Origin of the sequence: Herbiconiux dendrobii, from assembly GCF_052048175.1 — a bacterium.
Lineage (GTDB): Bacteria > Actinomycetota > Actinomycetes > Actinomycetales > Microbacteriaceae > Herbiconiux.
In genome coordinates, this window is sequence record NZ_JBLZQV010000006.1 from 137,566 (window position 1) to 162,140 (window position 24,575).

The 24,575-nt window shown below is 69.3% G+C and carries 22 protein-coding genes and 2 riboswitches; of the genes, 16 read left to right on the forward strand and 6 right to left on the reverse strand.

Going from position 1 to position 24,575, the window contains the following annotated elements; genetic code table 11:
* Window positions 1-48: 48 nt before the first annotated feature.
* On the reverse strand, window positions 49-1,074 hold the full coding sequence (gene fbaA / locus ACN4JJ_RS17585) for a class II fructose-bisphosphate aldolase (protein WP_440711196.1): 1,026 nt from the start codon (window positions 1,072-1,074) through the stop codon (window positions 49-51).
* Window positions 1,075-1,290: 216 nt separating this feature from the next.
* On the opposite strand from fbaA, the gene glpX reads away from it, so the two are divergent.
* On the forward strand, window positions 1,291-2,274 hold the full coding sequence (gene glpX, locus ACN4JJ_RS17590; protein ID WP_440711197.1) for a class II fructose-bisphosphatase: 984 nt from the start codon (window positions 1,291-1,293) through the stop codon (window positions 2,272-2,274).
* A gap of 236 nt (window positions 2,275-2,510) precedes the next feature.
* Here glpX and ACN4JJ_RS17595 read toward each other — a convergent pair whose 3' ends face one another.
* Window positions 2,511-4,433, reverse strand: a complete 1,923-nt coding sequence (locus ACN4JJ_RS17595; RefSeq protein WP_440711198.1) for a DNA recombination protein RmuC — start codon at window positions 4,431-4,433, stop codon at window positions 2,511-2,513.
* Between the two features lie 112 nt (window positions 4,434-4,545).
* Here ACN4JJ_RS17595 and ACN4JJ_RS17600 point away from each other — a divergent pair, with 112 nt between their 5' ends.
* From ACN4JJ_RS17600 to ychF, 3 genes are all read left to right on the forward strand, one after another.
* The gene (locus ACN4JJ_RS17600; RefSeq protein WP_440711199.1) at window positions 4,546-6,045 is read left to right on the forward strand and encodes a CoA-acylating methylmalonate-semialdehyde dehydrogenase; all 1,500 of its coding nucleotides are present in this window, start codon (window positions 4,546-4,548) and stop codon (window positions 6,043-6,045) included.
* Between the two features lie 10 nt (window positions 6,046-6,055).
* On the forward strand, window positions 6,056-6,985 hold the full coding sequence (locus tag ACN4JJ_RS17605) for an aldo/keto reductase (RefSeq protein ID WP_440711200.1): 930 nt from the start codon (window positions 6,056-6,058) through the stop codon (window positions 6,983-6,985).
* A gap of 61 nt (window positions 6,986-7,046) precedes the next feature.
* The gene (gene ychF / locus ACN4JJ_RS17610; protein ID WP_440711201.1) at window positions 7,047-8,120 is read left to right on the forward strand and encodes a redox-regulated ATPase YchF; all 1,074 of its coding nucleotides are present in this window, start codon (window positions 7,047-7,049) and stop codon (window positions 8,118-8,120) included.
* A 16-nt stretch (window positions 8,121-8,136) separates the two neighbouring features.
* Here ychF and ACN4JJ_RS17615 read toward each other — a convergent pair whose 3' ends face one another.
* On the reverse strand, window positions 8,137-8,589 hold the full coding sequence (locus ACN4JJ_RS17615) for a DUF427 domain-containing protein (protein ID WP_440711202.1): 453 nt from the start codon (window positions 8,587-8,589) through the stop codon (window positions 8,137-8,139).
* A gap of 80 nt (window positions 8,590-8,669) precedes the next feature.
* Here ACN4JJ_RS17615 and ACN4JJ_RS17620 point away from each other — a divergent pair, with 80 nt between their 5' ends.
* Both ACN4JJ_RS17620 and ACN4JJ_RS17625 read left to right on the forward strand, forming a co-directional pair.
* On the forward strand, window positions 8,670-9,263 hold the full coding sequence (locus ACN4JJ_RS17620) for an LON peptidase substrate-binding domain-containing protein (RefSeq protein WP_440711203.1): 594 nt from the start codon (window positions 8,670-8,672) through the stop codon (window positions 9,261-9,263).
* Window positions 9,264-9,368: 105 nt separating this feature from the next.
* On the forward strand, window positions 9,369-9,833 hold the full coding sequence (locus ACN4JJ_RS17625) for an aromatic ring-opening dioxygenase LigA (protein WP_440711204.1): 465 nt from the start codon (window positions 9,369-9,371) through the stop codon (window positions 9,831-9,833).
* A gap of 51 nt (window positions 9,834-9,884) precedes the next feature.
* Here ACN4JJ_RS17625 and ACN4JJ_RS17630 read toward each other — a convergent pair whose 3' ends face one another.
* A complete protein-coding gene (locus ACN4JJ_RS17630; RefSeq protein ID WP_440711205.1) occupies window positions 9,885-10,343 on the reverse strand; it encodes a hypothetical protein in 459 nt (152 codons plus the stop codon).
* A gap of 167 nt (window positions 10,344-10,510) precedes the next feature.
* On the opposite strand from ACN4JJ_RS17630, the gene ACN4JJ_RS17635 reads away from it, so the two are divergent.
* Entirely contained in the window at window positions 10,511-11,932 is a 1,422-nt protein-coding gene (locus ACN4JJ_RS17635; RefSeq protein ID WP_440711206.1) for an FAD-binding oxidoreductase, read from the forward strand.
* 77 nt (window positions 11,933-12,009) lie between these two features.
* Window positions 12,010-12,762, forward strand: a complete 753-nt coding sequence (locus ACN4JJ_RS17640; protein ID WP_440711207.1) for a hypothetical protein — start codon at window positions 12,010-12,012, stop codon at window positions 12,760-12,762.
* Here ACN4JJ_RS17640 and lgt read toward each other — a convergent pair whose 3' ends face one another.
* Window positions 12,763-13,737: a prolipoprotein diacylglyceryl transferase gene (lgt, locus tag ACN4JJ_RS17645; RefSeq protein ID WP_440711257.1), complete on the reverse strand. Its 975-nt coding sequence runs from the start codon at window positions 13,735-13,737 to the stop codon at window positions 12,763-12,765.
* Window positions 13,738-14,020: 283 nt separating this feature from the next.
* Here lgt and ACN4JJ_RS17650 point away from each other — a divergent pair, with 283 nt between their 5' ends.
* The 7 genes from ACN4JJ_RS17650 to ACN4JJ_RS17680 all read left to right on the forward strand — a co-directional run bounded on the left by ACN4JJ_RS17650 (window position 14,021) and on the right by ACN4JJ_RS17680 (window position 21,936).
* Entirely contained in the window at window positions 14,021-14,227 is a 207-nt protein-coding gene (locus ACN4JJ_RS17650; RefSeq protein WP_137836421.1) for a cold-shock protein, read from the forward strand.
* Window positions 14,228-14,439: 212 nt separating this feature from the next.
* Window positions 14,440-15,534, forward strand: a complete 1,095-nt coding sequence (locus tag ACN4JJ_RS17655) for a fatty acid desaturase family protein (RefSeq protein WP_440711258.1) — start codon at window positions 14,440-14,442, stop codon at window positions 15,532-15,534.
* Window positions 15,535-15,596: 62 nt separating this feature from the next.
* Window positions 15,597-16,316, forward strand: coding sequence for a copper resistance CopC family protein (locus ACN4JJ_RS17660; RefSeq protein WP_440711208.1), 720 nt, complete (start codon window positions 15,597-15,599; stop codon window positions 16,314-16,316).
* 54 nt (window positions 16,317-16,370) lie between these two features.
* Window positions 16,371-16,471, forward strand: a riboswitch (glycine riboswitch).
* Between the two features lies 1 nt (window position 16,472).
* Window positions 16,473-16,573: riboswitch (glycine riboswitch) on the forward strand.
* 69 nt (window positions 16,574-16,642) lie between these two features.
* The gene (gene gcvT, locus ACN4JJ_RS17665; protein WP_440711209.1) at window positions 16,643-17,815 is read left to right on the forward strand and encodes a glycine cleavage system aminomethyltransferase GcvT; all 1,173 of its coding nucleotides are present in this window, start codon (window positions 16,643-16,645) and stop codon (window positions 17,813-17,815) included.
* 1 nt (window position 17,816) lies between these two features.
* Complete coding sequence (gene gcvH, locus ACN4JJ_RS17670; protein WP_440711210.1) at window positions 17,817-18,182, forward strand: glycine cleavage system protein GcvH; 366 nt, start codon at window positions 17,817-17,819, stop codon at window positions 18,180-18,182.
* A gap of 8 nt (window positions 18,183-18,190) precedes the next feature.
* Entirely contained in the window at window positions 18,191-21,118 is a 2,928-nt protein-coding gene (gene gcvP / locus ACN4JJ_RS17675) for an aminomethyl-transferring glycine dehydrogenase (protein ID WP_440711211.1), read from the forward strand.
* 44 nt (window positions 21,119-21,162) lie between these two features.
* Window positions 21,163-21,936: a pentapeptide repeat-containing protein gene (locus ACN4JJ_RS17680; protein WP_440711212.1), complete on the forward strand. Its 774-nt coding sequence runs from the start codon at window positions 21,163-21,165 to the stop codon at window positions 21,934-21,936.
* Here ACN4JJ_RS17680 and ACN4JJ_RS17685 read toward each other — a convergent pair whose 3' ends face one another.
* Complete coding sequence (locus tag ACN4JJ_RS17685) at window positions 21,937-22,713, reverse strand: CPBP family intramembrane glutamic endopeptidase (RefSeq protein ID WP_440711213.1); 777 nt, start codon at window positions 22,711-22,713, stop codon at window positions 21,937-21,939.
* Window positions 22,714-22,919: 206 nt separating this feature from the next.
* Between ACN4JJ_RS17685 and ACN4JJ_RS17690 the strand changes: the two genes are divergently transcribed.
* On the forward strand, window positions 22,920-24,536 hold the full coding sequence (locus tag ACN4JJ_RS17690; RefSeq protein ID WP_440711214.1) for a peptide ABC transporter substrate-binding protein: 1,617 nt from the start codon (window positions 22,920-22,922) through the stop codon (window positions 24,534-24,536).
* Window positions 24,537-24,575: the final 39 nt, after the last annotated feature.

Here is a 24,575-nt window from a genome sequence, read left to right on the forward strand (position 1 = left end):
GGCCGGGAGCCTCTCGGCTCGGTGCAGCGTGGTGCGTGCTGCCCGGGACTACTTGCCGGAGTGGCCGGCCGATCCGAGCTGCTGGGTGGCTTCGACCACGCGGGCGGCCATCGCCGTCTCGGCGACCTTGCCCCAGGCGCGGGGGTCGTACTGCTTCTTGTTGCCGACCTCGCCGTCGACCTTCAGCACACCCTCGTAGTTGGTGAACATCGTGCCGGCGATCGAGCGGGTGAACGCGTACTGGGTGTCGGTGTCGATGTTCATCTTGATGACGCCGTTGGCGACCGCCTCGGCGATCTCGGCGTCGGACGAACCCGATCCGCCGTGGAAGACGAGGTCGAGCGGCTTCGGGCCGTGGCCGTACTTGGCGCTCAGGCCGTCCTGGATCTCCTTCAGCAGCTCGGGCTTCAGCTTCACGTTGCCGGGCTTGTAGACGCCGTGCACGTTGCCGAAGGTGAGTGCGGCCATGTAGCGGCCGTTCTCGCCGAGGCCGAGCGCCTCGACGGTCGCGATCGCGTCGTCGAGCGTGGTGTACAGGTGCTCGTTGATGTCGTGGCTGACGCCGTCTTCCTCGCCGCCGACGACGCCGATCTCGACCTCGAGGATGGCGTTGATGGCCTTGGTGCGCTTCAGCATGTCTTCCGCGATGCGCAGGTTGTCGGTGAGCGGGATGGCCGAGCCGTCCCACATGTGCGACTGGAAGATCGGGTTGCGGCCGGCCTTGACCTCGGCCTCGGAGGCCTCGATCAGCGGCATCACGAAGTCGGCGAGAGCCGGCTCGGGGCAGTGGTCGGTGTGCAGCGCGACGGTGATCGGGTAGTTCTTGGCCACCTCGTGGGCGAACGCGGCGAACGCGAGTGCGCCGGTGGCGCGGGCCTTGACGGTCTGGCCGGCGAAATAGTCGGCGCCGCCGGTGGTGACCTGGATGATCCCGTCGGATCCGGCCTCGGCCAGACCCTGCAGCACCGCGTTCAGCGTCTGCGACGACGACACGTTGACGGCGGGGTACGCGAAGCCGCCGGCCTTGGCCTTGTCGAGCATCTCTGCGTACTGATCGGGGGTTGCAATGGGCATGTCATCTCCTTTGGTGGGCGCGATCCTGGCGCGCCGGCCGGTGCCGTTCACGAGAAGTCTAGCCAGCGGCGTCGTCGGGGGAGTGAAGGATGCCCGGCGGCGCCCTGTGCATCCGCCCGATAGGCTGGCAAGCGCAGCGGGAGGCGTCTCCGCCCCCACTCGGGGCAGGACTGTGTCGTCGTGCTCCGGTCGTCCCCGGAAGGAACTCACCTCGCCATGAACGCCGACAGCGCTCACCTGTACGAACACCCCGACCGCAACCTCGCCCTGGAGTTGGTGCGTGCCACCGAGGCGGCGGCCATCCGGGCGCAGCCGTTCATCGGCAAGGGCGACAAGAACGCCGCCGACGGTGCGGCCGTCGACGCGATGCGCGCCTTCCTCGGCACCGTCGACTTCGCCGGCGTGATCGTCATCGGCGAGGGCGAGAAGGATGAGGCGCCCATGCTCTTCAACGGCGAAGAGGTCGGCACGGGCCGCGGCCCCGCCTGCGACATCGCGGTCGACCCGATCGACGGAACCTCGCTCACCGCCGCCGGCCGTCAGAACGCCATCTCCATGCTCGCGGCCTCCGACCGCGGCACGATGCTCGACGCCTCCTCGGTGTTCTACATGAACAAGATCGTGACGGATGCCGACGGCATCGGCGTGATCGACATCGACCGGCCGATCGGCGACAACATCCGGGCCCTCGCCAAGGCCAAGGGCAAGAACGTCGGCGACATTCGCGTGGCCGTGCTCGACCGCCCGCGCCACCAGCAGCTGATCGACGAGATCCGGGCCGCGGGTGCCGGTACCCGCCTGATGCTCGACGGCGACGTGGCCGGCGGCATCAACGCCGCCCGCTACGGCACCCGCATCGACATGTGCGTGGGCATCGGCGGCAGCCCCGAGGGCGTGGCCACGGCCTGCGCCATCAAGGCGCTCGGCGGCTTCATCCAGACCCGCCTCGCCCCGAAGGACGACGATGAGCGCCAGAAGGGCATCGACGCAGGGCTCGACATCGACAAGCTCTACGAGGCCGACGACCTGGTCTCGGGCGACAACACCTTCTTCGTCGCGACCGGCGTGACCGACGGCGGCCTCGTGGCCGGCGTCAAGCGCCTCGGCCCCATCATCCGCACCGAGTCGATCGTGCTGCGCTCGCACTCGGGCACGATCCGTCGCATCGAGGCGGATCACCTGGCGGAGAAGTGGCTGTAGGGGGCTGAAGCGGGCCGGCGGGAGTCGGTTGTCGCTCTCCGCCTAGGGGTTGGGCTGCGCCCAAAGGCGGCGGCGAGCGACAACCGACTCCCGCCGGCCCTTTCTCGGTGGGGGAGGTGGGGTGGAGGTGTTCTCACCCCTTGCCCCAGGCACGCCGAGCCGTCACTTGGTGCCGTTATCGGGATGCCGAAGCGGGACTAGGTGACGGGTCGGCGCCGGTGGCGGGGGGATTGCGGTCAGCGGGGGGTGGTGCCGGTGGGCTCGTCGTCGTCGAGGTTGAGTTCCAATTCGATGGTGCGGGCCTGCTCCGACTCGAGGTAGCGGGCGTCTCGGCGGGCTGCGCCACCCAGCGCGTCGAGTTCGGCTACGGCGCGCTCGACGGCGGCCTCGCGCTCGGCGTCGGTCTCCTCGTCGTCGTCGTGCTCGAGCGGGGGAGCCAACGAGATCAGAATCGGCGCGGATGGCTGCTCGGGCTTCGCTGCGTCTCCCTCGCGACCTGCGGAGGCGGGGGTCTCGCTCTCGGCTCGACCGCGTTCGGCCGTGGCAGCCCTCTGGGCGGCATCGTCGGAGTCGCCCTCGGCAGTGCTCTGCGCGGCATCTTCGGAGTCGGCGGAGGCCGGGGCCGGGGCCGGGGCCGAGTCGGACTCCAGCTGGGCCAGGAGCTCGTGGGCCGCGATCTCGCGCGGGGTCTCCTCCAGGGTGCCGAGTTCGGGGAACAGGCTCTCGCTGGAGAGGGCGCCGAGCTTGCGGGCCGTGGGGAACACCTGGCGCTCGAACGAGCCGATGAAGGAGTTGTAGTCCTTCACCGTGCGGTCGATCGTGCGGCCCAGCTTGTCGATGTGCGTGGCCGTCTTGCCGAGGCGTGTGTACAGCTGTTGGCTCAGGTCGAACAGCTGGCGCGCCTCCTGCGTGAGCACGTCTTGCTGCCAGCTGAACGCCACCGTCTTCAGCACCGACCACAGGGTGACCGGCGAGGCCAGTGCCACGCGCTTGCCGAAGGCGAACTCCATGATCGAGGGATCGGCCTCGAGCGCGCTCGACACCAGCGACTCGCTCGGGATGAACGCGATCACGAGCTCGGGGGAGGCTTCGAGCCCGTTCCAGTAGCCCTTCGTGCCGAGCGCGGTGATGTGGTCGCGCAGCGCCTTCACGTGCTTCTTCATCAGCTGCGTGCGGTGCTCGCCCTCGACGCCGGTGGCCGAGGCCTGGATGGCGGAGGCCTCGAGGTAGGCGTCGAACGGCACCTTCGCGTCGACCGCGATGTTCTTGCCGCCGGGCAGGTGCACCACCATGTCGGGGCGGCCCGCGCCGGAGTCGCTCACGATCGAGGTCTGCACGTCGAAGTCGACGCGCTCGATCAGCCCGGCCGCTTCGACCACACTGCGCAGCTGGGTCTCGCCCCAGACGCCGCGCGTGCTGTTCGAGCGCAGCGCCGAGGCCAGTGACTCCGCCGTGGAGCGCAGTCGCTCCTCCGACTCGGTGGCCGACCTCAGCTGCTCCGAGAGCTCCCCGTACTGCTGCTGGCGCTGCGTCTCGAGCTCGACCACCTTCGCCTGCACCGCCTTGAGGCTCTCCTGCACGGGGCTCAGGGCGACCAGCACCTGGCTGTCTTCGGCCTTCCGCGCCTTCTCGGCCTCGGCGATCGACGTCAGCTGACCCTGCAGGTCGGCGATGCGCTCCTGCAGGGTGGCGATCTGGGCGCGGTAGGTCTCGTCGAGCTGGGCGAGCTGCTCGCGGGACTGCTCCCTGGCCACGGCGAACTGCTTGTCGAACTGCTCGCGCGCCGTGATGCTCTGATCCCGGTGCGACGCCGCGGCGGCCTCGGCCTGCTCCCGGGCCAGGGCGGCCTGCTCGCGGTGCACCACCGCGGCGGCGGCCGCCTGCTCGCGGAGCCCGGCGGCCGTGGCCTCGACGGCGGCGAGCTGCGACTGCAACGAGGCCCGCTCGTCGACCAGGGTTTCGACCCGGGAGCGCACCACGCCGAGATCGGCCGTGCGTTCGGCCAGCGCCGCCTCCAGTGCGGAAGCGGTGGTGCCGGCATCCGCACCGCCTGCCCCGCCGGACGAGCCGTGCCGGGCGCGGACCAGCAGCACACCCCCGGCCACGCCGAGGGCGAGGCCGAGCACGAGACCGATCAGAAGAGGGAGCAGAGCATCCATGCGAACAGTGTGTCATCCGCCACCGACACCGGCTCCAAGTCGCTCGGCGCGCCCGGCCCGGACGATCTAGGCTGGCTGCACAACTGCATCCCGTACGAAGAGGTCAGGAACCATGTCAGAAACCCTTCCCGTCGTGAACCACTGGATCGCCGGAGCCGAATCCGTCAGCACCAGCGGCCGCACCGCCCCCGTGTTCGACCCCGCGCTCGGCACGCAGTCCAAGAGCGTGGCGCTCGCGAACGGCGCCGAGATCGATGCCGCCGTCGCGGCCGCGAAGGCCGCCTTCCCCGCGTGGCGCGACACCAGCATCACGAAGCGGCAGCAGGTGCTGTTCGCCTTCCGCGAGCTGCTGAACTCGCGCAAGGGCGAGCTGGCCGAGATCCTCACCAGCGAGCACGGCAAGGTGCTGTCGGATGCGGCGGGCGAGATCACCCGCGGCCTCGAGGTCGTCGAGCTGGCCACCGGGTTCCCGCACCTGCTGAAGGGCGAGTACTCCGAGAACGTCTCCACCGGTGTCGACGTCTACTCGCTCAAGCAGCCGCTCGGCGTGGTGGGCATCATCAGCCCCTTCAACTTCCCGGCCATGGTGCCGATGTGGTTCTTCCCGATCGCCATCGCCGCGGGCAACACGGTCGTGCTGAAGCCCAGCGAGAAAGACCCGAGCGCCGCCAACTGGCTGGCCGCCCTGTTCAAGGAGGCGGGTCTGCCCGACGGCGTGTTCAACGTGCTGCACGGCGACAAGGAGGCCGTCGACGGCCTGCTGAACCACCGCGACGTGAAGAGCATCTCCTTCGTCGGCTCGACCCCGATCGCCCAGTACATCTACGAGACCGCGGCCCGCAACGGCAAGCGCGTGCAGGCCCTCGGCGGCGCGAAGAACCACATGCTGGTGCTTCCGGATGCCGACCTCGACCTGGCCGCCGACGCCGCCATCAACGCGGGCTTCGGATCGGCCGGCGAACGCTGCATGGCCATCTCGGTGCTCGTGGCGGTGGAGCCGATCGCCGACGAGCTGGTGGCGAAGATCCAGGAGCGGATGGCGGGCCTGAAGACCGGCGACGGCCGCCGCAGCTGCGACATGGGCCCGCTCATCACCGAGGTGCACCGCGACAAGGTGGCGTCGTACATCGACGTCGCCGCATCCGACGGCGCGACCGTGGTGGTCGACGGGCGCGGCATCGAGGTGGATGGTGCGGCCGAGGGCTTCTGGCTCGGCCCGACCCTGCTCGACCAGGTGCCCATCACCTCCAAGGCCTACCTCGACGAGATCTTCGGCCCGGTGCTCTCGGTGGTGCGCGTGCAGTCCTACGAAGAGGGCGTCGACCTCATCAACAACGGCGCCTACGGCAACGGCACGGCGATCTTCACGAACGACGGGGGAGCGGCCCGCCGCTTCCAGAACGAGGTCGAGGTCGGGATGATCGGCATCAACGTGCCCATCCCGGTGCCGGTCGCGTACCACTCGTTCGGTGGCGTGAAGGACTCGATCTTCGGCGACTCGAAGGCGTACGGCCTCGCCGGCTTCCGCTTCTTCACGCAGGAGAAGGCCGTCACCTCGCGCTGGCTCGACCCCTCGCACGGTGGCATCAACCTCGGCTTCCCGCAGAACTGACCGGCACCCCGTGAAGAACGTCACCCTGCACGGCACCGGTCTGTCCGCATCCTCCGTGGTGCTCGGCCTGATGCGCATCACCCCGCTCTCGGACGAGGAGATCCGCACCCTGGTCGGCACGGCCCGGGATGCGGGTGTCACCGTGTTCGACCACGCCGACATCTACGGCGAGGGCCGGCACGGCTGCGAGCAGCGGTTCGGCGACGCGGTGCGGTTCAGCGCGGCCGAGCGGGAGCAGGTGATCATCCAGAGCAAGGTCGGCATCCGCGAGGGCTACTTCGACTTCTCGAAGGAGCACATCCTGCGCACCGTCGACGAATCGCTCGCGGCGCTGCGCTCGGAGTACCTCGACCTGCTCCTCCTGCACCGGCCCGACACCCTCGTCGAGCCCGAGGAGGTGGCCGCGGCCTTCGACCAGCTGCAGGCATCCGGAAAAGTGCGGCACTTCGGGGTGTCGAACCACACGCCGGGCCAGATCGAGCTGCTGAAGAAGAACGTGCAGCAGCCCCTCGTGGTGAACCAGGTGCAGCTGAGCATCACGCACGCGCCGCTGATCGCGCAGGGCGTGGCGGCCAACATGGTGGGGCTCGACCAGTCGATCGACCGCGACAACGGCATCCTCGACCACGCCCGCCTGAACGACATCACGCTGCAGACCTGGTCGCCGTTCCAGAAGGGCTTCTTCGACGGCGTATTCCTGGGCGACCGGGAGCACTACGCCGAGCTGAACGACGCGATCGACGCGCTGGCGGAGCAGTACGGCGTGACCCCGACCGGGATCGCGGTGGCGTGGATCACGCGGCACCCGGCCCGCATGCAGGTCGTGCTGGGCACCACGACGCCCGGCCGGGTCGCCGACGCCGCGGCCGGTTCCGACGTCGAGCTCACGCGCGAGCAGTGGTACCGGCTGTTCACCGCCGCCGGCCACACACTGCCCTGACTCGGGGCGGCGCGGTCGCGGCATCCGGGGCCCGGCGCTCCGGAAGCTAGGATGGACGACCGTGGCTCTTACTATCGCGATCGTCGGACTCCCCAACGTGGGCAAGTCCACCCTGTTCAACGCCCTCACCAAGAACCAGGTTCTGGCGGCGAACTACCCGTTCGCCACCATCGAGCCCAACGTGGGTGTGGTGAACCTGCCCGACCCGCGGCTCACTAAGCTCGCCGAGATCTTCGGCAGTGAGAAGATCCTGGCGGCGCCGGTCTCCTTCGTCGACATCGCGGGCATCGTGCGCGGCGCGAGCGAGGGCGAGGGGCTCGGCAACAAGTTCCTCGCGAACATCCGGGAGGCGGATGCGATCGCGCAGGTCATCCGTGGCTTCACCGACTCGGATGTCGTGCACGTCGACGGCAAGGTCGACGCCGCCAGCGACATGGAGACCATCAACACCGAGCTCGTGCTCGCCGACCTGCAGACCCTCGAGAAGGCGGAAGCCCGCTACGAGAAGGAGGTCAAGGGCAAGAAGCTCGAGCCGATCGTGCTGGCCACCGCCAAGGAGGCCCGCGAGTACCTCGACACCGGCAAGCCGCTGTCGACCTCGTCGATCGACCTCGAGCCCATCCGCGAGCTGGGTCTGCTCACCTCGAAGCCGTTCATCTACGTGTTCAACGTCGACGAGGAGATCCTGAACGACGCCGCCCGCAAGGATGCTCTGGCCGCGTTGGTAGCGCCCGCCCAGGCGATCTTCCTCGACGCCAAGCTCGAGTCGGAACTGATCGACCTCGAGCCCGACGACGCTGCCGAGCTGCTGGCGTCGACCGGCCAGGAGGAGAGCGGTCTCGACCAGCTCGCCCGCATCGGCTTCGACACCCTCGGCCTGCAGACCTACCTCACCGCGGGCCCCAAGGAGTCGCGCGCCTGGACGATCGGCAAGGGCTGGACCGCCCCGCAGGCGGCCGGCGTGATCCACACCGACTTCCAGAAGGGCTTCATCAAGGCCGAGATCATCTCGTTCGACGACCTGGTGGAGACCGGCTCGATCGCCGAGGCCCGCGCCAAGGGCAAGGCCCGCATCGAGGGCAAGGACTACGTCATGCAAGACGGCGACGTGGTCGAGTTCCGCTTCAACAACTAGCCCACCGCCGGGGCGATCACCAGCCCTGTGAGCCGGGTATGCCCTTGAAGGGCCCGACGATGGCCCTCGTGATCCAGCCCCCGTAGAAACCTCCGGGCTGCGGCGTGACGACCTCGCCGTCGACGGTGCACTCGTCCATCTGCTGCGCGTAGACGGCGACGCGGTCTCGGAGCGGTTCGAACCCCGGCGACGGATGCGGGTAGTTCCACGCGCACGCAGACCGTACCTCGCCTCCGCCGCGCACGTCGAGATAGCGTGCGGAGCCCTTGAACTCGCAGAACGACGAACCATCGGCGTCGACCAGCGAGCCGGTCGCGAAGTCGGCTATCGGGAGGTAGTAGACCGGCGGATGGCTGGTCTCGAGCACCCGAACGGCGTCTCGGGTCTCGACGATGAGCTGCCCGCCCAGGCGGATCGTGATCGGCGCGGTGACGCGCTCGACGCGCGGCGGCCTCGGGTAGTCCCACACAGACTCCTGTCCTGGTCCTGGGGTCTCCGGGCGCGGTCGGGGCACCTGTTCACCTTATGTCGGCGGTGCTTCACTGGGGTATGCCCATCTCGCCGATGTTCCCGCTCGGATCGGTTCTGTTCCCCCACGCGCCCATCCCGCTGCGGGTCTTCGAGCCTCGGTATCTCACGATGGTCGGGCGACTGCTCGACGAGGACGAACCGGGGTTCGAGTTCGGCGTCGTCCTCATCGAGCGCGGACCCGAAGCCGGGGGTGGCGACCAGCGCGCCTCGCTCGGGACGATGGCGCGTCTCGTGAGCGCCGCCGCGGGCGCCGAAGACCTGCTGATCGTCGGCGTGGGGACCCGGCGGTTCACGGTCGAACGCTGGGTCGACGAGGACCCGTATCCCCGGGCCGAGATCTCGATACTGCCGGATCTGGAGTGGTCTGAACCGCTCGCACCCCTGCTGGCCGAGGCCGAAGCGGTTGTCCGCCGCTTGATGGCCCGCGGGGCGGAGCCGGACTCGGACGCCGGCATCGAGTTGTCGGAGGATCCCGTCGCAGCCGCGTGGCAACTGGCGGCGATCGCCCCGCTGGGCGAGTACGACAGGTACACACTGTTGAGGTCGACATCGCTGGGGGGTCTCCTGCGCCAGACGATCGATCTGACCCTCGAGGCCGAGGAGCTCTGGTAGCCCAGCCTCGAGTCGTAACGCCTGAGGCTGACGTAATCTGGTCGAGTTCCGCTTCCACAACTGACCCGACCGGGTAGGTCTCCCGCGGGGCCGAAAGGATCTTCCATGTCGACATCATCCAGTGCCTCCGCTCTGCGGACCGTCGGCGGCCTTTCGATCGCCGCGGGGTCGCTGTTCGTGGCCGCGGGGGCCGGGGCGTGGTTCACGGTGACGAAGCAGTTGCAGGCGGAGAAGATCGAGGTTCCCGGGAACGCTCCGGCGTTCGGCGGCAAGACCGTCCAGGGTCCGGCGACCGCGTACGTGGAAGCGCTCGTGATCAAGAGCAACGCGGAGCGCGGCGCGGGCGGGCGCACCTTCGCCGACATCAGCACGGCTCTCCGCGGCGTCGACGCGAAGAGCGACGAGGCGGCCGAGCTGCGCAAGCAGAGCGCCGCCCTCTCGACCGCGGCCTCCCTGCGCACCTCCCTCATGACCTCCGTGCTCGCCTACGGCGTGAGCGCCTTCGCCGCCGGCCTCGGCGCCTTCCTCCTGCTCGTCGGCACCGTGCTGCGCCGCTCCGAAGCCGACTGACCCACACTCGCTGCTGCTCCTGCGGGGCAGTCGCCGACCGCTCGAGATGCGTCACCCGATCGAGTAGTACATGCCCCACCCCCGGTCTGCCACTTCGCGGGTGAACGCGCGGGCGCGGGCGAGCATCTCGTCGAGGTGACGGTCGCCTGAACCCGACTCCGCAGATCCGCCTCCGAGCCCGTGCGGGAAGTCGGCGCTGTCGAGATCGTCGGCGATCGCCCGGACGGTCTCCGGGTCGAGCACTTGGCGGTGCGCCTCCCACCCGCAACAGGCATTCTTCACGTCGCCCTCTACCAGGGAGGCAGCGGGTCGAGGGGGCTGATCCGGTGGCGACCAGAAGAGCGCCTGCAGGTCGCGCCAGCACTTGTCGAGATCGAGGATCGGCGGTCGAGGCTCCTGGTGGCAGACGAACTGATGCGAGCGGTCGCTGCGGAAGTAGGCATCGAGATCTGTTCTGGCGAGCTCGATGTCGTCGGCGTGGATCGGACGTGCGAAGTAACGGATTCCCATGAGGCGATCCTGCGGGTCTCGCCCGACGTCTTCCGCACCGTCTCCGGATCTGTGAAGAAATGGTGGTCGCGCGCGATTGTGCAGAAGTCTCCATCGACGACGCCGACGGTGTTCTCGGCCCCGAAAGGGGTCGAGGCGGTGACGGTGGCCGCCCCTAGGCTGGCGCCATGTCGACACGCCAGAGCGCCCCGCACACCACCAGCCGCCACGACGCGGACTTCGAGGCAGCCGTGCTCGAGGGCGCCTTCAACGCCGTCGACCCCGGGGTGCGACCGGATGCCGTGGTGCGGCCGCGCACCGAGGCCGAGGTCGTCGAGGCGGTGCGGCAGGCCGCCGCGGCCGGACAGCGGATCGCCGTGCGCTCCGGCGGCCACAGCTGGGTGGCCAGCAGCGTGCGCGACGGTGGCATCCTAATCGATCTGGGTGGGCTCGACGGCATCGAGCTGCACCCTGAGAGCATGACCGCGGTGGTCGGCCCGGCCGCTCGCGGCGCGCAGATCTCGCCGCTGCTGGAGGCGGCGGGCTTCGCGTTCCCGGTCGGCCACTGCGGCGATCCGGGCATCGGCGGGTTTCTGCTCGGCGGTGGGCTGGGCGTCGACTGGGGTCACTGGAAGCCCTCCGCCTTCTCCGTCAAGAGCATGCGGATCGTGACCGCCGACGGCGAGGTGTGCACCGCATCCGTCACCGAGAACCCCGACCTGTTCTGGCTCGCACGGGGGAGCGGTCCCGGCTTCCCCGGCATCGTCACGAGCATCGAACTCGAGCTCCGACCGTTGCCGGGTGCCATCCGGGTGACCACGTGGCAATTCCCGCTCGACGACCTCGCCGCGGTCACCCGCTGGATCACCGACGCCTCGCCCGACCTCCCGGCGAACGTCGAAGTGTCGCTGGTGACGGCGGGCTCGCAGCGGCCGGGCGGGCTGGGCGCCGACGACCCGCATCCGCTCGTGGTGGGCGTGGCCGCCACCGTGTTCGCCGCCGACGACGAGGAGGCGCGGGCAGCCCTCGCGCCGCTCGGCGACGGCCCGACGGTGGTGTCGGACGGGGTCGACGGCGCGGTTCCGTCATCCGCAGCCGTCACCGTGCTCGACCACCTCCCGCCCACCCCCGCGCGCCTCAGCGAACTGCACGTGCCCGTCGACGCCACCTACCCCCGCGGCGCCCGCTACCTCGCCGACACCTTCTGGTTCGCCGGCGACCTCGCCGAGGCGACGAAGCCCCTCACCGCCGTGATGCGGTCAGCCCCGTGCGGCCGCAGCTACGTGCTCGCCGGCATGCCCGCCAACGGCGCCGGCGCCCGGCTGCTCACCCCCGGGGAGGCCGCGTACGGCCTGCACGACACCACCCTCTTCATCGTCTACGTCGTCTGGGACGATCCGGCCGACGACGGCGTCAACCGCGCCTGGCTCGACGAGGTCGCGGCCGCGCTGCTGCCCACCGCCACCGGCCACTTCCTCAGCGAGGCCGACATCCGCACGCATCCGGAGCGCATCGAAGGGTGCTTCCGTCCCGACGACTGGGCGCGCATCAGGGAACTCATCCGCCGGTTCGACCCGGCCGGGCTCTTCCACGGCTTCCCTACGACCTGACCGCGGGAACGGTACCCTCGAACCACCGGCCGCCGGGTGGGCGGCCGGCACAGCGAGAACGAGGACCCGCTTTGAACATGATCACGGTCGTCAAGAACGGGCGCCTGAATCCCGACGTGCGTCTCTGGACCGGCGTCTCCGCCATCGCCGTGGGTCTGCTGATGGGGGCGGAGTTCCTGGTGCAGGTGTTCCTCGTCGGCGCCCGCCCGGCCCTGGACGACAGCGAGGCCCTCAAGGAGTTCATGGCGGCCACCGCCAATCAGACGCTGTTCACCATCCTGATCGACACCTTCCTGATGGGCGCGCTGATCGTGTTCATCTCGGGTTTCCGGCAGCTCATCACGCACACCCGCCCCGATCTGCAGTGGGTGGCGAACATCATGTACGGATCGGGCCTGCTGTTCATCGCGGTCACCCTCGTCGGCGACGCCATGGAGGGCGGCACCGCGCTGGACACGATGGGCCTGACCCCGGATGCCTCGTCCCTGCGGGCGCTCACCGTGGGGCACACCCTGATGTTCGGCTCGATCGGCTGCACCTTGAACGCGCTGGTGGCCGGATCGGCCGCGTACCTGACCTTGGCCTCGGATGCTCTGCCGCGCTGGACCGGCTACATCGCCTACGCGGTCGCCGGCTTGAACCTGCTCTCGGTGCCGACCATGTTCGGCGGCACCAGCCCCGACTCGTTCTTCGCCGCCGGGGGAGCGGCCACCGCTATGCTGGCCACGTTCCCGTGGCTGGTCTGGGTGATCTGCGTGGGGTTCGTCGCCATCCGCGACCGCCGCCGGCTCGAGCACCTCCCGAAGGAAGTGCGCGAGCTGGTGGCCTGACTAGGACTTGACGGGCGCCTCGACCTCGGCGTCGGTCTCGGCCGGAGCCGGCTTCGACAGCTCGTCGTCGCTCCACCGGGAGTCGGCCTCGGCGGCCTCCTCCTCGGACGTGACCTCGGGCTTCGGACCACGGCCCGGCAGGTAGATCGAGGGCTCGAGGCCCGGGTGTCGGCGGGACTGCACGAGGAACAGCACGATGCCCAGGGCGATCGCGAGGAACGAGGTCCACACGTTGGCCGGGATGCCGAGGAAGGTGTCGCTCGTGGGGTCGATGCGGATCGCCTCGAGCCAGCTGCGGCCCAGGCCGTACCAGACGAGGTAGAGCGCGAACATCTTGCCCCAGCGCAGCTGGAAACGGCGTTCGATCAGCAGCAGGAGGGCCACGCCCACGAGGTTCCAGATGATCTCGTAGAGGAACAGCGGGTGGAACAGCGTGCCCTCGGCGAGGCCGGCGGGGAACGCCGCGTTGGTCGACTCGATCTCCAGACCCCAGGGGAGCGTGGTCGGCAGGCCGAACAGCTCGTGGTTGAAGTAGTTGCCCAGGCGACCGATGGCCTGGGCCACGAGCATCGCCGGAGCGAGCGCATCCGCGAACGACCAGAGGCGGATGCCGGCGAACCGGCAGCCGATGTAGGCGCCGATCGCGCCGCCGATCAGCGAGCCGTAGAGGGCGTTGCCGCCGTCCCAGATCTGCACGACCCGCCAGAGGTCGGCGCCGGGGTAGAAGTAGTCGCCGACGTGGGTGAGCACGTGGTAGATGCGGGCTCCGACGATGCCGAGCGGCACCGCCCAGAGCACGACGTCGATCACGACGCCCGACTCGCCGCCGCGCTTGGTGAGGCGGTGGTTCACCATGAACATCGCCGCGATGATGCCCGCGAGGATGAACAGGGCGTAGATGTGGATCGTGAGAGGTCCGATCGGGAACGACTGCAAGGCCGGATCGGGGCTCGGAATGCTCAGCGGGGCGATGATCGGCACCTTTCAGGCGACGGGGACAGGATGCTCCGCAGTGCGGACCAGCTTGAATTCTAAAGCTTCCGGCGCGAACTTGTAGCCCTCGGCCGTTCTCCCGGCTAAGCTGGACCCAGTTGTTGTGTTACCCATGAATCTTGAATAGGGCCTGTGCCCATTGATTTCTGCACCAAGCCGGCGCAGAAATCGAGGGGACTGGCTTGTTTTTCTGAGGAGCGGAACAAAGTACACCGCGACGGTAGGCCCCGACAAGCGGGGCCGCTTACCTCGAAAAGAGAAAACAATGCCTCAAGGCACCGTGAAATGGTTCAACTCCGAAAAGGGCTTCGGCTTCATCTCCCCCGATGACGGTGGAGAAGACGTGTTCGCCCACCACTCCGGCATCACCGGCAACGGCTACAAGAACCTCGAAGAGAACCAGCGCGTCGAGTTCGACGTGACCCAGGGCCGCAAGGGCCTGCAGGCCGAGAACATCACGCCCATCGCGTAATTCTCCCCTTCGAAGAACCCGCGTCCGCTTCGGCGGCGCGGGTTTTTTCGTGCCCCGATCACCCCGCTCCCAACCGGATTCACCCTGTCTGTTCATCGTGTCCCGGGGCAATCCGCAGGTTCACCCCGTAGGTTGAAAACATCTGAAAAGGGCAATTGCTCGCACCGCGGCTGTGAAGTCGAACACGACTCCAGTGAGCAGGCCACGTGAGCATCACGAACAGCAGCACCCCTCGCGCCACCTCCCCTCGAAAGACCGGCGCCGCGCATCCGACGGCCGCCTATTCCGAGCTGTTGGCCACCGTGAAAGACATGGGGCTGCTCCGCAAACGTCGCACCTTCTACGTGGTGATGTTCTCGGTGCTCGTGCTCGCCCTTGTGGGCGCCGGAGTCGGCTTCGTGCTGCTGGGCGACACCTGGTACCAGCTGCTGATCGCCGGTGCGCTCGGCATCATCTTCACCCAGTTCGCCTTCTTGGCGCACGAGGCCTCGCACCGTCAGGTGTTCGAGTCCGGCAAGGCCAACGACCGGGCGGGCCGCACGCTCGCCACCGCGTTCGTGGGCATGAGCTACACCTGGTGGATGACCAAGCACACCCGCCACCACGGCAACCCGAACACGGTGGGCAAAGACCCCGACATCGACCCCGACACCGTCGTCTTCCTCGAGGAGGATGCCGCCAAGACCCGTGGAATCGCCGCCTGGCTGGTGCGCCGCCAGGGTTGGGCGCTCTACCCGCTGCTGCTGCTCGAGGGCATCAACCTGCACTACCTGTCCTTCAAGACGCTGCTCGCTCCCGGGCCGGTCCAGGGCCGCAAGTTCGAACTCTGGTTCATCGGTGTGCGCCTGATCGCCTACGTCGGGATCATCTTCTACTTCCTGCCCCTCGGAATGGCCTTCGCCTTCCTCGGCGTGCAGCTGGCCGTGTTCGGGCTCTACATGGGCGCATCCTTCGCCCCCAACCACGTGGGCATGACGATCTTCCCCGCCGGTTCGCGCGTCGACTTCCTCTCGAAGCAGGTGCTCTCCTCCCGCAACATCAAGGGCGGCTGGGGCATGACCATCTTCATGGGCGGCCTCGACCTGCAGACCGAGCACCACCTCTTCCCGTCGATGCCGCGGCCGCACCTGGTGAAGGTGCGCCCGATCGTCGAGGAGTACTGCGCCACCCACAAGATCCCCTACACGCAGACCTCGCTTCTGGAAGCGCACAAGCAGGTCATCGCGTACATGAACAAGGTCGGGCTGGCCGCTCCGGACCCCTTCGACTGCCCGCTGGTGAACCAGTACCGCGTCCGCCGCGGCTGAGCATCCCCTTCGCGACACGGCTCCCGGCTTCCCTGAGGCCGGGAGCCGTTATCGTGGGCAGGGTGAGATTCCCTGACCTCCGCATCGCGCTCGGCACCCTGATCGCCGCGGGAGCGCTGGCCCTCGCGGGCCCGGCCGCCTCCGCCTCGGCGCACGACGGGCTGGAGAGCTCCGATCCGGCCGCGGACTCCTCGATCACCACCGATCCCGGCGCGATCACCCTCGGCTACAGCGACGACCTGCTCGCACTGGGCTCCTCCACCGGCGGCTTCGCCCTCCAGGTGATCGACTCCGAGGGCCTGCACTACGAATCCGGATGCGTGGGCCTCGCGGGTGCGCAACTCTCGGCCCCGATCGCCCTGGGCGACGCCGGCGGCTACGTCGTGCTCTGGCAGGTCGTCTCCTCCGACGGGCATCCGACCTCGGGTCAGTACGATTTCGACTACGAACCGGTCTCGGCCGACGGCGCCGCCGAGGGGCTCACCGACGCCCCGGTGTGCGGTGAGGCCTGGGCCGGCGCCCCCGACGGCACCACGCCGGCGCCCACGCCCGTGGCCAGCCCGTCGGCCTCTGCCGGGCTCCCCACCGCGACGGCCGACGCCTCCGCGGGCGCGGATGCCCCCGTCTCGGCCACCCAGACGGCCGTCCCGGTGACCGACGACGCCTCGTCGCTGCCCTGGCCGGTCGTGGTGCTGATCGTGATCGCCGGGCTCGGTGCCCTCGCCGCGATCGTGCTGCTCGTCATCCGTCGTGGCCGGAGCGGCGGCTACGGTCAGGGCTGAGCCGCGCTACACTCGGTGCGAACAGCTTGACTCCAACTGAATACCACCGGCCACTAGGTCGATGCGGGAGAGCCGAGCGGATGCGCGCATCCGGCCGGCACCGAAGGAGCAATCCTCCCCGATAATCTCTCAGGTCCTCGTACCGCATCGAACTGGCCACTCTGGAAAGCAGCCGCGGCTTCGACAGCGGCTCGCCCATGGTGAAAGCACCGCCCGTCCGGCGGCGCGAAACTCTCAGGCACGATGACAGAGGGGGAGTTCTCTCGAGCGCGACCGCGCTCGGCGACCATCGCAGCGCTTCGGCACCTGCGGCGAACGGAGAACTCATGACCTCTGACCCTCGCTTCTCCCCTCTGCACGACGTCCACGTCGCCGCCGGGGCGAGCTTCACCGACTTCGCCGGCTGGCAGATGCCGGTGCGCTACTCCAGCGATCTCGCCGAGCATCATGCCGTGCGCTCTGCGGCGGGATTGTTCGATCTCTCGCACATGGCCGAGTTCCGCGTGAGCGGATCCGGAGCCGGCGCCTTTCTCGACCACGCCTTCGCCGGCGCGCTGTCGGCCATCGAGCTCGGCCAGGCCAAGTACTCGCTGCTGCTGACGCCCGAGGGCGGGATCATCGACGACGTGGTGGTCTACCGCACCGGCGACGAGGCGTTCCTGGTGGTGGCCAACGCGTCGAACCGCGAGCCCGTCGCCGCGGCCCTCACCGAGCGGGCCTCGGCTGCCCGGGACGCCGACTCGGAGTTCGAGCTGCGCGACGTCAGCGACGAGACCGCACTGGTGGCCGTGCAGGGGCCGCGATCGCGTGCCATCCTCGAGGCGACGGCCGGACTGTCGGCTCCGGAGCTGGCAGAGCTGCGGTACTACCGCTCGATCCCCGCCGAGTTCCGGGGCGCCTCCGTGCTGCTCGCGCGCACGGGCTACACCGGGGAAGACGGCTTCGAGCTCTACATCGACCCCGTGCGGGCGACCGAGCTGTGGGAGGCCCTGGCCGAGGCGGGTGCCGCGCACGAGCTGGTGCCCGCCGGTCTGGCGAGCCGCGACACCCTTCGGCTCGAGGCCGGGATGCCGCTCTACGGCCACGAACTGGGGAGGGACACCCTGCCGCAGCAGGCCGGTCTCGGCCGTGTCCCCGCCCTGACCAAGCCCGCTTTCGTGGGCCGGGACGCCGTCGCCGAGGGTCCGGCGCCGGATGCCCCGGTGCTCGTCGGTCTCGTCGGCGAAGGCCGGCGCGCCGCCCGGGCCGGCTACCCGGTGTTCGCCGAGGCCGCCGACACCGCCGACACGGCCGACACCACGGCCGTGACGGCCGACGACGCCCCCATCGGCGCCATCACCAGTGGTGCCCTCTCGCCCACGCTCGGGCATCCGATCGCCCTCGCCTACGTCGACCCCCGCTTCGCCGAGCCGGGCACCCCGGTGAGCGTCGACATCCGGGGCACCCGCCTCACCTACCGCACCACCCCGCTGCCGTTCTACCGCCGGAAGAAGGACTGACATGACCGAAGAGATCCGCTACACCGCCGAACACGAGTGGGTGCTGGTCGACGGATCGGTGGCCACCATCGGTATCACCGCCTACGCCGCCGCCGCCCTCGGCGACATCGTGTACCTCGACCTGCCGGCCGCCGGCACCGAGATCTCCGGCGGCACCGTCGTCGGCGAGATCGAGTCGACCAAGTCGGTCGGCGAACTGTTCGCCCCCGTCGACGGCACCGTCGTGGAGGCCAACCAGGCCGTTCAGGATGCGCCCGAGCTCGTGAACAGCGATCCGCTGGGCGAGGGCTGGCTGATCAAGGTCGAGTTCAGCGCCCTGCCGGCGCTGCTCACGGCCGACGAGTACCGCGCGCTGACGGGGGAGTGACGCACTCGATGACCGACCTCTTCTCAGCCCGGCACATCGGTACCGATGCCGCGGCGCAGTTCCGCATGCTCGAGGCGGTGGGCTACGGCTCGCTCGACGAGCTCATGAAGGCCGCCGTGCCCGAGGCGATCCAGTTCGACCGTTCGCTCGCCGACTCGCTCGTGCCGCCCGCCGCCACCGAGCGGGAGGCGCTCGACGAGCTGCGCGCGCTCGCCTCGGCCAACCGCGTCTCCACCTCGTACATCGGGCTCGGCTACTACGGCACGCTCACTCCCGCGGTGATCAAGCGGAACGTGCTCGAGAACCCGAGCTGGTACACCGCCTACACCCCGTATCAGCCCGAGATCTCGCAGGGCCGGCTCGAGGCGCTGATCAACTTCCAGACCATGGTGGCCGACCTGACCGGCCTCGCCACGGCGAACGCCTCGATGCTCGACGAGTCGACGGCGGCCGTCGAGGGGATGCTGCTGGCCCGGCGGGCCTCGAAGTCGGCGTCCCCGCGCTTCCTGGTGGATGCGGACGCCTTCCCGCAGACCAAGGCGCTGCTGCGCGACCGCGCCGAGGCGGTCGGGATCGAGATCGTGGAGGTCGTGCTCGACGCGGTCGACCATCCGGCCGCGCACACGCATCCGCTGCTCGGGGCCGACGGGGCCGACGGCGCGTTCGGCGTCTTCGTGCAGTACCCCGGCGCCTCGGGACGGGTCTGGGACCCGTCGTCCGTGATCGACGAGGTGCATGCCGCGGGAGGCATAGCCGTGGTGGCGGCCGACCTGCTGGCGCTCGCGCTGATCACCTCGCCCGGCGAGCTCGGGGCCGACGTGGCCGTGGGAACGTCGCAGCGCTTCGGTGTGCCGATGGGGTTCGGCGGACCGCACGCGGGCTACCTCGCCGTGCGCGCCGGCCTGGAACGGCAGCTTCCCGGCCGTCTCGTCGGCGTGAGCGTGGATGCCGCGGGGCACCCCGCCTACCGACTCAGCCTTCAGGCGCGCGAACAGCACATCCGGCGCGAGAAGGCCACCTCGAACATCTGCACGGCGCAGGTGCTGCTGGCCGTGATGGCCGGCATGTACGCGGTGTACCACGGTCCGGAGGGGCTGCGGCGGATCGCCGGCGAGGTGAACCGCCGCGCCCGCTCGCTCGCGGCCCAGCTGCGCGCCTCGGGTCTCTCGATCGTGCACCCGACCTTCTTCGACACCCTGCAGGTGCGGGTGCCGGGCCGCGCCCGCGGGCTGGTCGAGCACGCGCACGGCCGCGGCATCCTGCTGCACCTGGTCGACGACGACACCGTGGGCATCGCGGTCGACGAGACGACGACGGATGCCGCCCTGCTCGATCTCGCGCGGGTCTTCGGTGCGGAGTCGCGGCCCGAGTCGGCCCCGCAGGAGTCGGGCCCCGACGCCGAGCGCGAGCCCAGCATCCCCGACTCGCTCGTGCGCACGAGCGAGTTCCTCACGCATCCGGTGTTCAACACCCACCGCTCGGAGACGAGCATGATGCGCTACCTCAAGCGCCTCGCCGACGCCGACTACGCGCTGGACCGCGGGATGATCCCGCTCGGGTCGTGCACCATGAAGCTCAACGCGGCCTCGGAGATGGAGGCGGTGACCTGGCGGGAGTTCGCCGGCATCCACCCCTTCGCGCCCAAGGAGGACGTGGGCGGTTACCTCGAGCTGATCGCGCAGCTGGAGCGCTGGCTGGCCGATGTCACCGGGTACGACTCGGTGTCGCTGCAGCCGAACGCGGGCAGTCAGGGGGAGCTCGCGGGGCTGCTCGCCATCCGCGGGTACCACCGGTCCCGTGGGGACGAGGCGCGCACCGTGTGCCTCATCCCCTCGAGCGCGCACGGCACCAACGCGGCATCCGCGGTGCTGGCCGGCATGAAGGTGGTCGTGGTGGCCTGCGACGAGCTGGGCAACGTCGACCTCGACGACCTGCGGGCGAAGATCGCGCAGCACGCCGAGTCGCTCGCGGCGCTGATGATCACCTACCCCTCGACGCACGGCGTGTACGAGCACGAGGTGGCGTCGATCTGCGCGGCCGTCCACGAGGCCGGCGGGCAGGTGTACGTCGACGGCGCCAACCTGAACGCTCTACTGGGCTTCGCCCGCTTCGGCGACTTCGGTGGAGACGTCTCGCACCTCAACCTGCACAAGACGTTCTGCATCCCGCACGGCGGCGGCGGTCCGGGGGTGGGGCCGGTGGCCGCCAAGGCGCACCTGGCTCCATTCCTTCCCAGGCATGCGTTCGCGCAGGAGCCCACGCACCTGCTGCGGGACGGCTCGTCGGTCGTGCACGCCGGGCCTCAGATCTCGGCCGCGCCCTACGGCAGCCCGAGCATCCTGCCCATCAGCTGGGCTTACGTGCGCATGATGGGTCTCGCCGGGCTCGCGGATGCCACGGCGGCGGCCGTGCTCGCGGCGAACTACGTCGCCGCGCGGCTGGCGCCGCACTACCCCGTGCTGTACACCGGTGAGAACGGCCTCGTGGCGCACGAGTGCATCCTCGACCTGCGCGGCATCACGCAGGCCTCGGGCGTGTCGGTCGACGACGTCGCGAAGCGGCTGGTGGACTACGGGTTCCACGCCCCGACGATGAGCTTCCCGGTCGCCGGCACGCTGATGGTCGAACCGACCGAGAGCGAGGACCTCGCCGAGATCGACCGGTTCATCGAGGCGATGATCGGCATCAAGGCCGAGATCGACGCCGTGGCGGCGGGGGAGTGGCCGGCCGGCGACAACCCCCTGCGGAACGCTCCGCACACCGCCCAGGCCGTGGTCTCGGGCGAGTGGTCGCATCCGTACGACCGCGAGCGGGCCGTCTACCCGGTGCCCTCGCTCGTCCGCGGCAAGTACTGGCCGCCGGTGCGCCGCATCGACCAGGCCTACGGCGACCGCAACCTGGTCTGCGCCTGCCCGCCCCCCGAGGCCTTCGAATAGGGCGGGCGGCGCGGGCGCGACAGCGGTTTGGTAGGGTTCGGGGCATGCCCGCTGCCGTCGCCCGCATCCGTGTCCGCCGCTTCCGGATGGGGGCGGGGGTTCTCCTCGGCGCGCTGCTGGCGGTCGTCGTGGCGGCGCCGGCATCCGCGGCCGACCCGGTGTTCGCCGAGGGCGACTGCGTCGTGTACCGCACGACGGATGCCGGCCCCGGCGGCTCGCAGTGCGCGGGTGTCGACCTCAGCGGAACGCGATTCGGGGAGGGCGACTTCCGCGGTGCCAACCTCCAGGGCGCGTCGTTCGTCGACGGGGACGTGCAGGGCGCCGTGTTCGACGGAGCCGATCTCACCGGGGCCGATTTCACCGGCACGCGCATCGTCAGTGCCGACTTCACGAACTCCAGCATCCTGCCCGGGCAGCTGACCGTGGAGGCGGACGCCTCCGGATCGGCCCCGGTCGCCTTCACGCCCGCGCCCCCCACCGGCATCACCGTGGACGGCTGCTCCATCGTCGACACGCCGGTGGAGTCGGGGCAGGTCTTCCCGATCGGCACCTCGAACATGCTCTGCACGCTCTCCACCTCGTTCGACGGAGCCGGCACCAGCACGGCGACCGCACGGGTGACGATCACGGTCGCCGCGTCGGCCACCGCGACCCCCACGGCCGAGGCCCCGCTCTTCACCGACGAGCCCACGATCGCGGCCGACGCCACCTCCCAGACCCCCAACTACCTCATGATCGGCGGCTTCGCCGTCGGCATCCTCGTCGTCGGCGCCGGCATCGCCGCCCTCGTCATCTCGAACCGCCGCTCCCGCAGCTAGCTAGCCGAACAGCGCGGGGAAGGTGGCAAGCGCCCAGGCGTAGCCGACGAAGCTGGCGATGTCGATGATCCAGTGCGCGACCACGAGCGGCATGACCCGGCCCCAGCGCCAGTAGCACCAGCCGAAGACGACGCCCATCACCACGTTGCCGACGAACGGGCCGATGCCCTGGTACAGGTGGTAGCTGCCGCGCAGCACAGCCGCCGAGAGGATGATCTGCCATTTGTGCCAGCCGAGCTGGCGCAACCGGGTGAACAGGTAGCCGATCACGATCAGCTCCTCCTGCAGGGCCGCACGCAGCGCCGAGAGGATGAGGATCGGTGTGGTCCACCAGTAGGTGTCCAGGGGCGCGGGCTGTACGTCCACGGTGATGCCGAGCGCCCGCCCCACGACGTACAGCGCGATGCCGGGCACGCCGATCACGAGCACCAGCAGCCAGCCGCGCCCGACGTCCGAGGCGGGGCGTCGCAGGTCGAATCCCATCCGGCGGAACGGGTTGCCGCCCGAGATCGCCAGCAGGTAGAACACCAGGGCCACGGGCACCAGGTCGAAGAACAGGGCGAGCAGCTGATACGTCAGGTCGAGCCACTCGCGCGAGCTCAGCGATCCGTTGATCGTCGCCGTCTGGTCGGCCAGCGCGGTCTCGGCGGTGAGCCGCGAGATGATGCTGACGACCGAATAGACGGCGGATGCGCCGAGCGAGACCCCGAGCACGATCGCGATCTCCGACCACAGCCGGCGACGCCGGATCCGGGTCCATTCGAGGGCTTGGGGCATCGCTTCACTTTCTTGCGTCGAGCGCTACTTTTTCACACCTTCTGTGGGAAACGCACAAGGAATCCTTGGAGATAGTTTCGTGTCTGTAACTTTTTTTCCCAGAGTTTTGCGACATCCCTGGCCCCCACTTAGGGTACTTCCTTAGGTCTGCGCCCCTCACAAAGGGGATCGGCAGACCGCATCTCACCCCTTGCACAGGAGGAAAATTGAAGATCAACAGATACGGCATCGGCGCCATCGCGCTGCTCGCCGCCAGCGCTCTCGCGCTGACCGGATGCGCCAGTGGCGGCGGCTCCACCGACTCCACAGCCAGCACCGCCTCGATCATCACGGCGAACGGCTCCGAGCCCCAGAACCCGCTGATCCCCACCAACACCAACGAGACCGGTGGCGGAAAGATCCTCGACTCGATCTTCGCGGGTCTGGAGTACTACGACGCCGAGGGTGCGCCGCAGCTCGACGTCGCCGAGTCGATCGAGACCGACGACTCCAAGACCTTCACCATCAAGATCAAGCCCGACCTGACGTTCACCAACGGTGACCCGGTCGACGCGAACAGCTTCGTGGACGCCTGGCAGTACGGCGCCCTGTTCTCCAACAAGCAGCTGAACAGCTACTTCTTCGAAGACATCGAGGGCTTCAGCTACGAAGCCGACAGCCCCCTGACGGGCCTCAACGTCGTCGACGACCTGACCTTCACCGTCACGCTCAACGAGGCCCGTTCGGACTTCCCGCTGCGCCTCGGCTACTCGGCGTTCTACCCGCTGCCGAAGACCGCGTTCGACGACATGGAGGCCTACGGCCAGAACCCGATCGGCAACGGCCCGTACAAGCTCGCCAGCGACACCGCCTGGCAGCACAACGAGAAGATCGACCTCGTCGTGAACGACGAGTACGACGGCGGTCGCAAGGCTCAGAACGGCGGTCTCACGATCGTCTTCTACGCCAGCGAAGACGCCGCGTACGCCGACCTGCTCGGTGGCAACCTCGATGTCCTCGACAACATCCCGGCCAGCGCCTACAGCACCTACGAGTCCGACCTGGGCGACCGTGCGGTCAACCAGCCGGCCGCCATCTTCCAGTCGTTCACCATCCCGGAGCGCCTCGCGCACTTCGGCAACGACGAAGAGGGCAAGCTGCGCCGTGCCGCACTGTCGATGGCGATCAACCGCGACGAGATCACCGACGTGATCTTCACCGGCACCCGCACCCCCGCCTCCGACTTCACCTCCCCGGTGATCGACGGCTGGAGCGACTCGCTCGAGGGCGCCGACGTGCTGAAGTTCAACCCCGACGAGGCGAAGAAGCTGTGGGCCCAGGCCGACGCCATCTCGCCGTGGTCCGGTACCTTCCAGATCGCCTACAACGCCGACGGCGGCCACGCCGAGTGGGTCGACGCGACCGCGAACAGCATCAAGAACACGCTGAACATCGACGCGTCGGGCGCTCCGTACCCGACCTTCGCCGAGTCGCGCACCGCGATCACCGACCGCACCATCCAGACCGCGTTCCGTACCGGATGGCAGGCCGACTACCCGGGTCTGTTCAACTTCCTCGGCCCGCTGTACGCGACCAACGCATCCTCGAACGACGGTGACTACTCGAACCCCGAGTTCGACGCACTGCTGAACGACGGTTCGTCGACCGCCGACTCGGCCGAGGCGAACGAGGACTTCCAGAAGGCCCAGGAGATCCTGCTGAAGGACCTCCCGGCCATCCCGCTGTGGTACGCCAACGTCACCGGTGGCTACAGCGAGACCGCGTCGAACGTCGAGTTCGGCTGGAACTCGGTGCCGCTCTACTACGAGATCACCAAGAGCTAGTTCCCGCTCGATCGGGGGCGGCAGCCACGCGCTGCCGCC

What these genes read in the sequence shown, in the direction of transcription:
- fbaA (WP_440711196.1), bottom strand. Translation starts at nt 1,074, where the DNA reads ATGCCCATTGCAACCCCCGATCAGTACGCAGAGATGCTCGACAAGGCC.
- ACN4JJ_RS17680 (WP_440711212.1), top strand. Translation starts at nt 21,163, where the DNA reads ATGCCCGCTGCCGTCGCCCGCATCCGTGTCCGCCGCTTCCGGATGGGG.
- gcvH (WP_440711210.1), top strand. Translation starts at nt 17,817, where the DNA reads ATGACCGAAGAGATCCGCTACACCGCCGAACACGAGTGGGTGCTGGTC.
- ACN4JJ_RS17640 (WP_440711207.1), top strand. Translation starts at nt 12,010, where the DNA reads ATGATCACGGTCGTCAAGAACGGGCGCCTGAATCCCGACGTGCGTCTC.
- ACN4JJ_RS17625 (WP_440711204.1), top strand. Translation starts at nt 9,369, where the DNA reads ATGTCGACATCATCCAGTGCCTCCGCTCTGCGGACCGTCGGCGGCCTT.
- ACN4JJ_RS17685 (WP_440711213.1), bottom strand. Translation starts at nt 22,713, where the DNA reads ATGCCCCAAGCCCTCGAATGGACCCGGATCCGGCGTCGCCGGCTGTGG.
- ACN4JJ_RS17595 (WP_440711198.1), bottom strand. Translation starts at nt 4,433, where the DNA reads ATGGATGCTCTGCTCCCTCTTCTGATCGGTCTCGTGCTCGGCCTCGCC.
- ACN4JJ_RS17650 (WP_137836421.1), top strand. Translation starts at nt 14,021, where the DNA reads ATGCCTCAAGGCACCGTGAAATGGTTCAACTCCGAAAAGGGCTTCGGC.
- gcvP (WP_440711211.1), top strand. Translation starts at nt 18,191, where the DNA reads ATGACCGACCTCTTCTCAGCCCGGCACATCGGTACCGATGCCGCGGCG.
- ACN4JJ_RS17600 (WP_440711199.1), top strand. Translation starts at nt 4,546, where the DNA reads ATGTCAGAAACCCTTCCCGTCGTGAACCACTGGATCGCCGGAGCCGAA.
- ACN4JJ_RS17630 (WP_440711205.1), bottom strand. Translation starts at nt 10,343, where the DNA reads ATGGGAATCCGTTACTTCGCACGTCCGATCCACGCCGACGACATCGAG.
- glpX (WP_440711197.1), top strand. Translation starts at nt 1,291, where the DNA reads ATGAACGCCGACAGCGCTCACCTGTACGAACACCCCGACCGCAACCTC.
- gcvT (WP_440711209.1), top strand. Translation starts at nt 16,643, where the DNA reads ATGACCTCTGACCCTCGCTTCTCCCCTCTGCACGACGTCCACGTCGCC.
- ACN4JJ_RS17635 (WP_440711206.1), top strand. Translation starts at nt 10,511, where the DNA reads ATGTCGACACGCCAGAGCGCCCCGCACACCACCAGCCGCCACGACGCG.
- ACN4JJ_RS17620 (WP_440711203.1), top strand. Translation starts at nt 8,670, where the DNA reads ATGCCCATCTCGCCGATGTTCCCGCTCGGATCGGTTCTGTTCCCCCAC.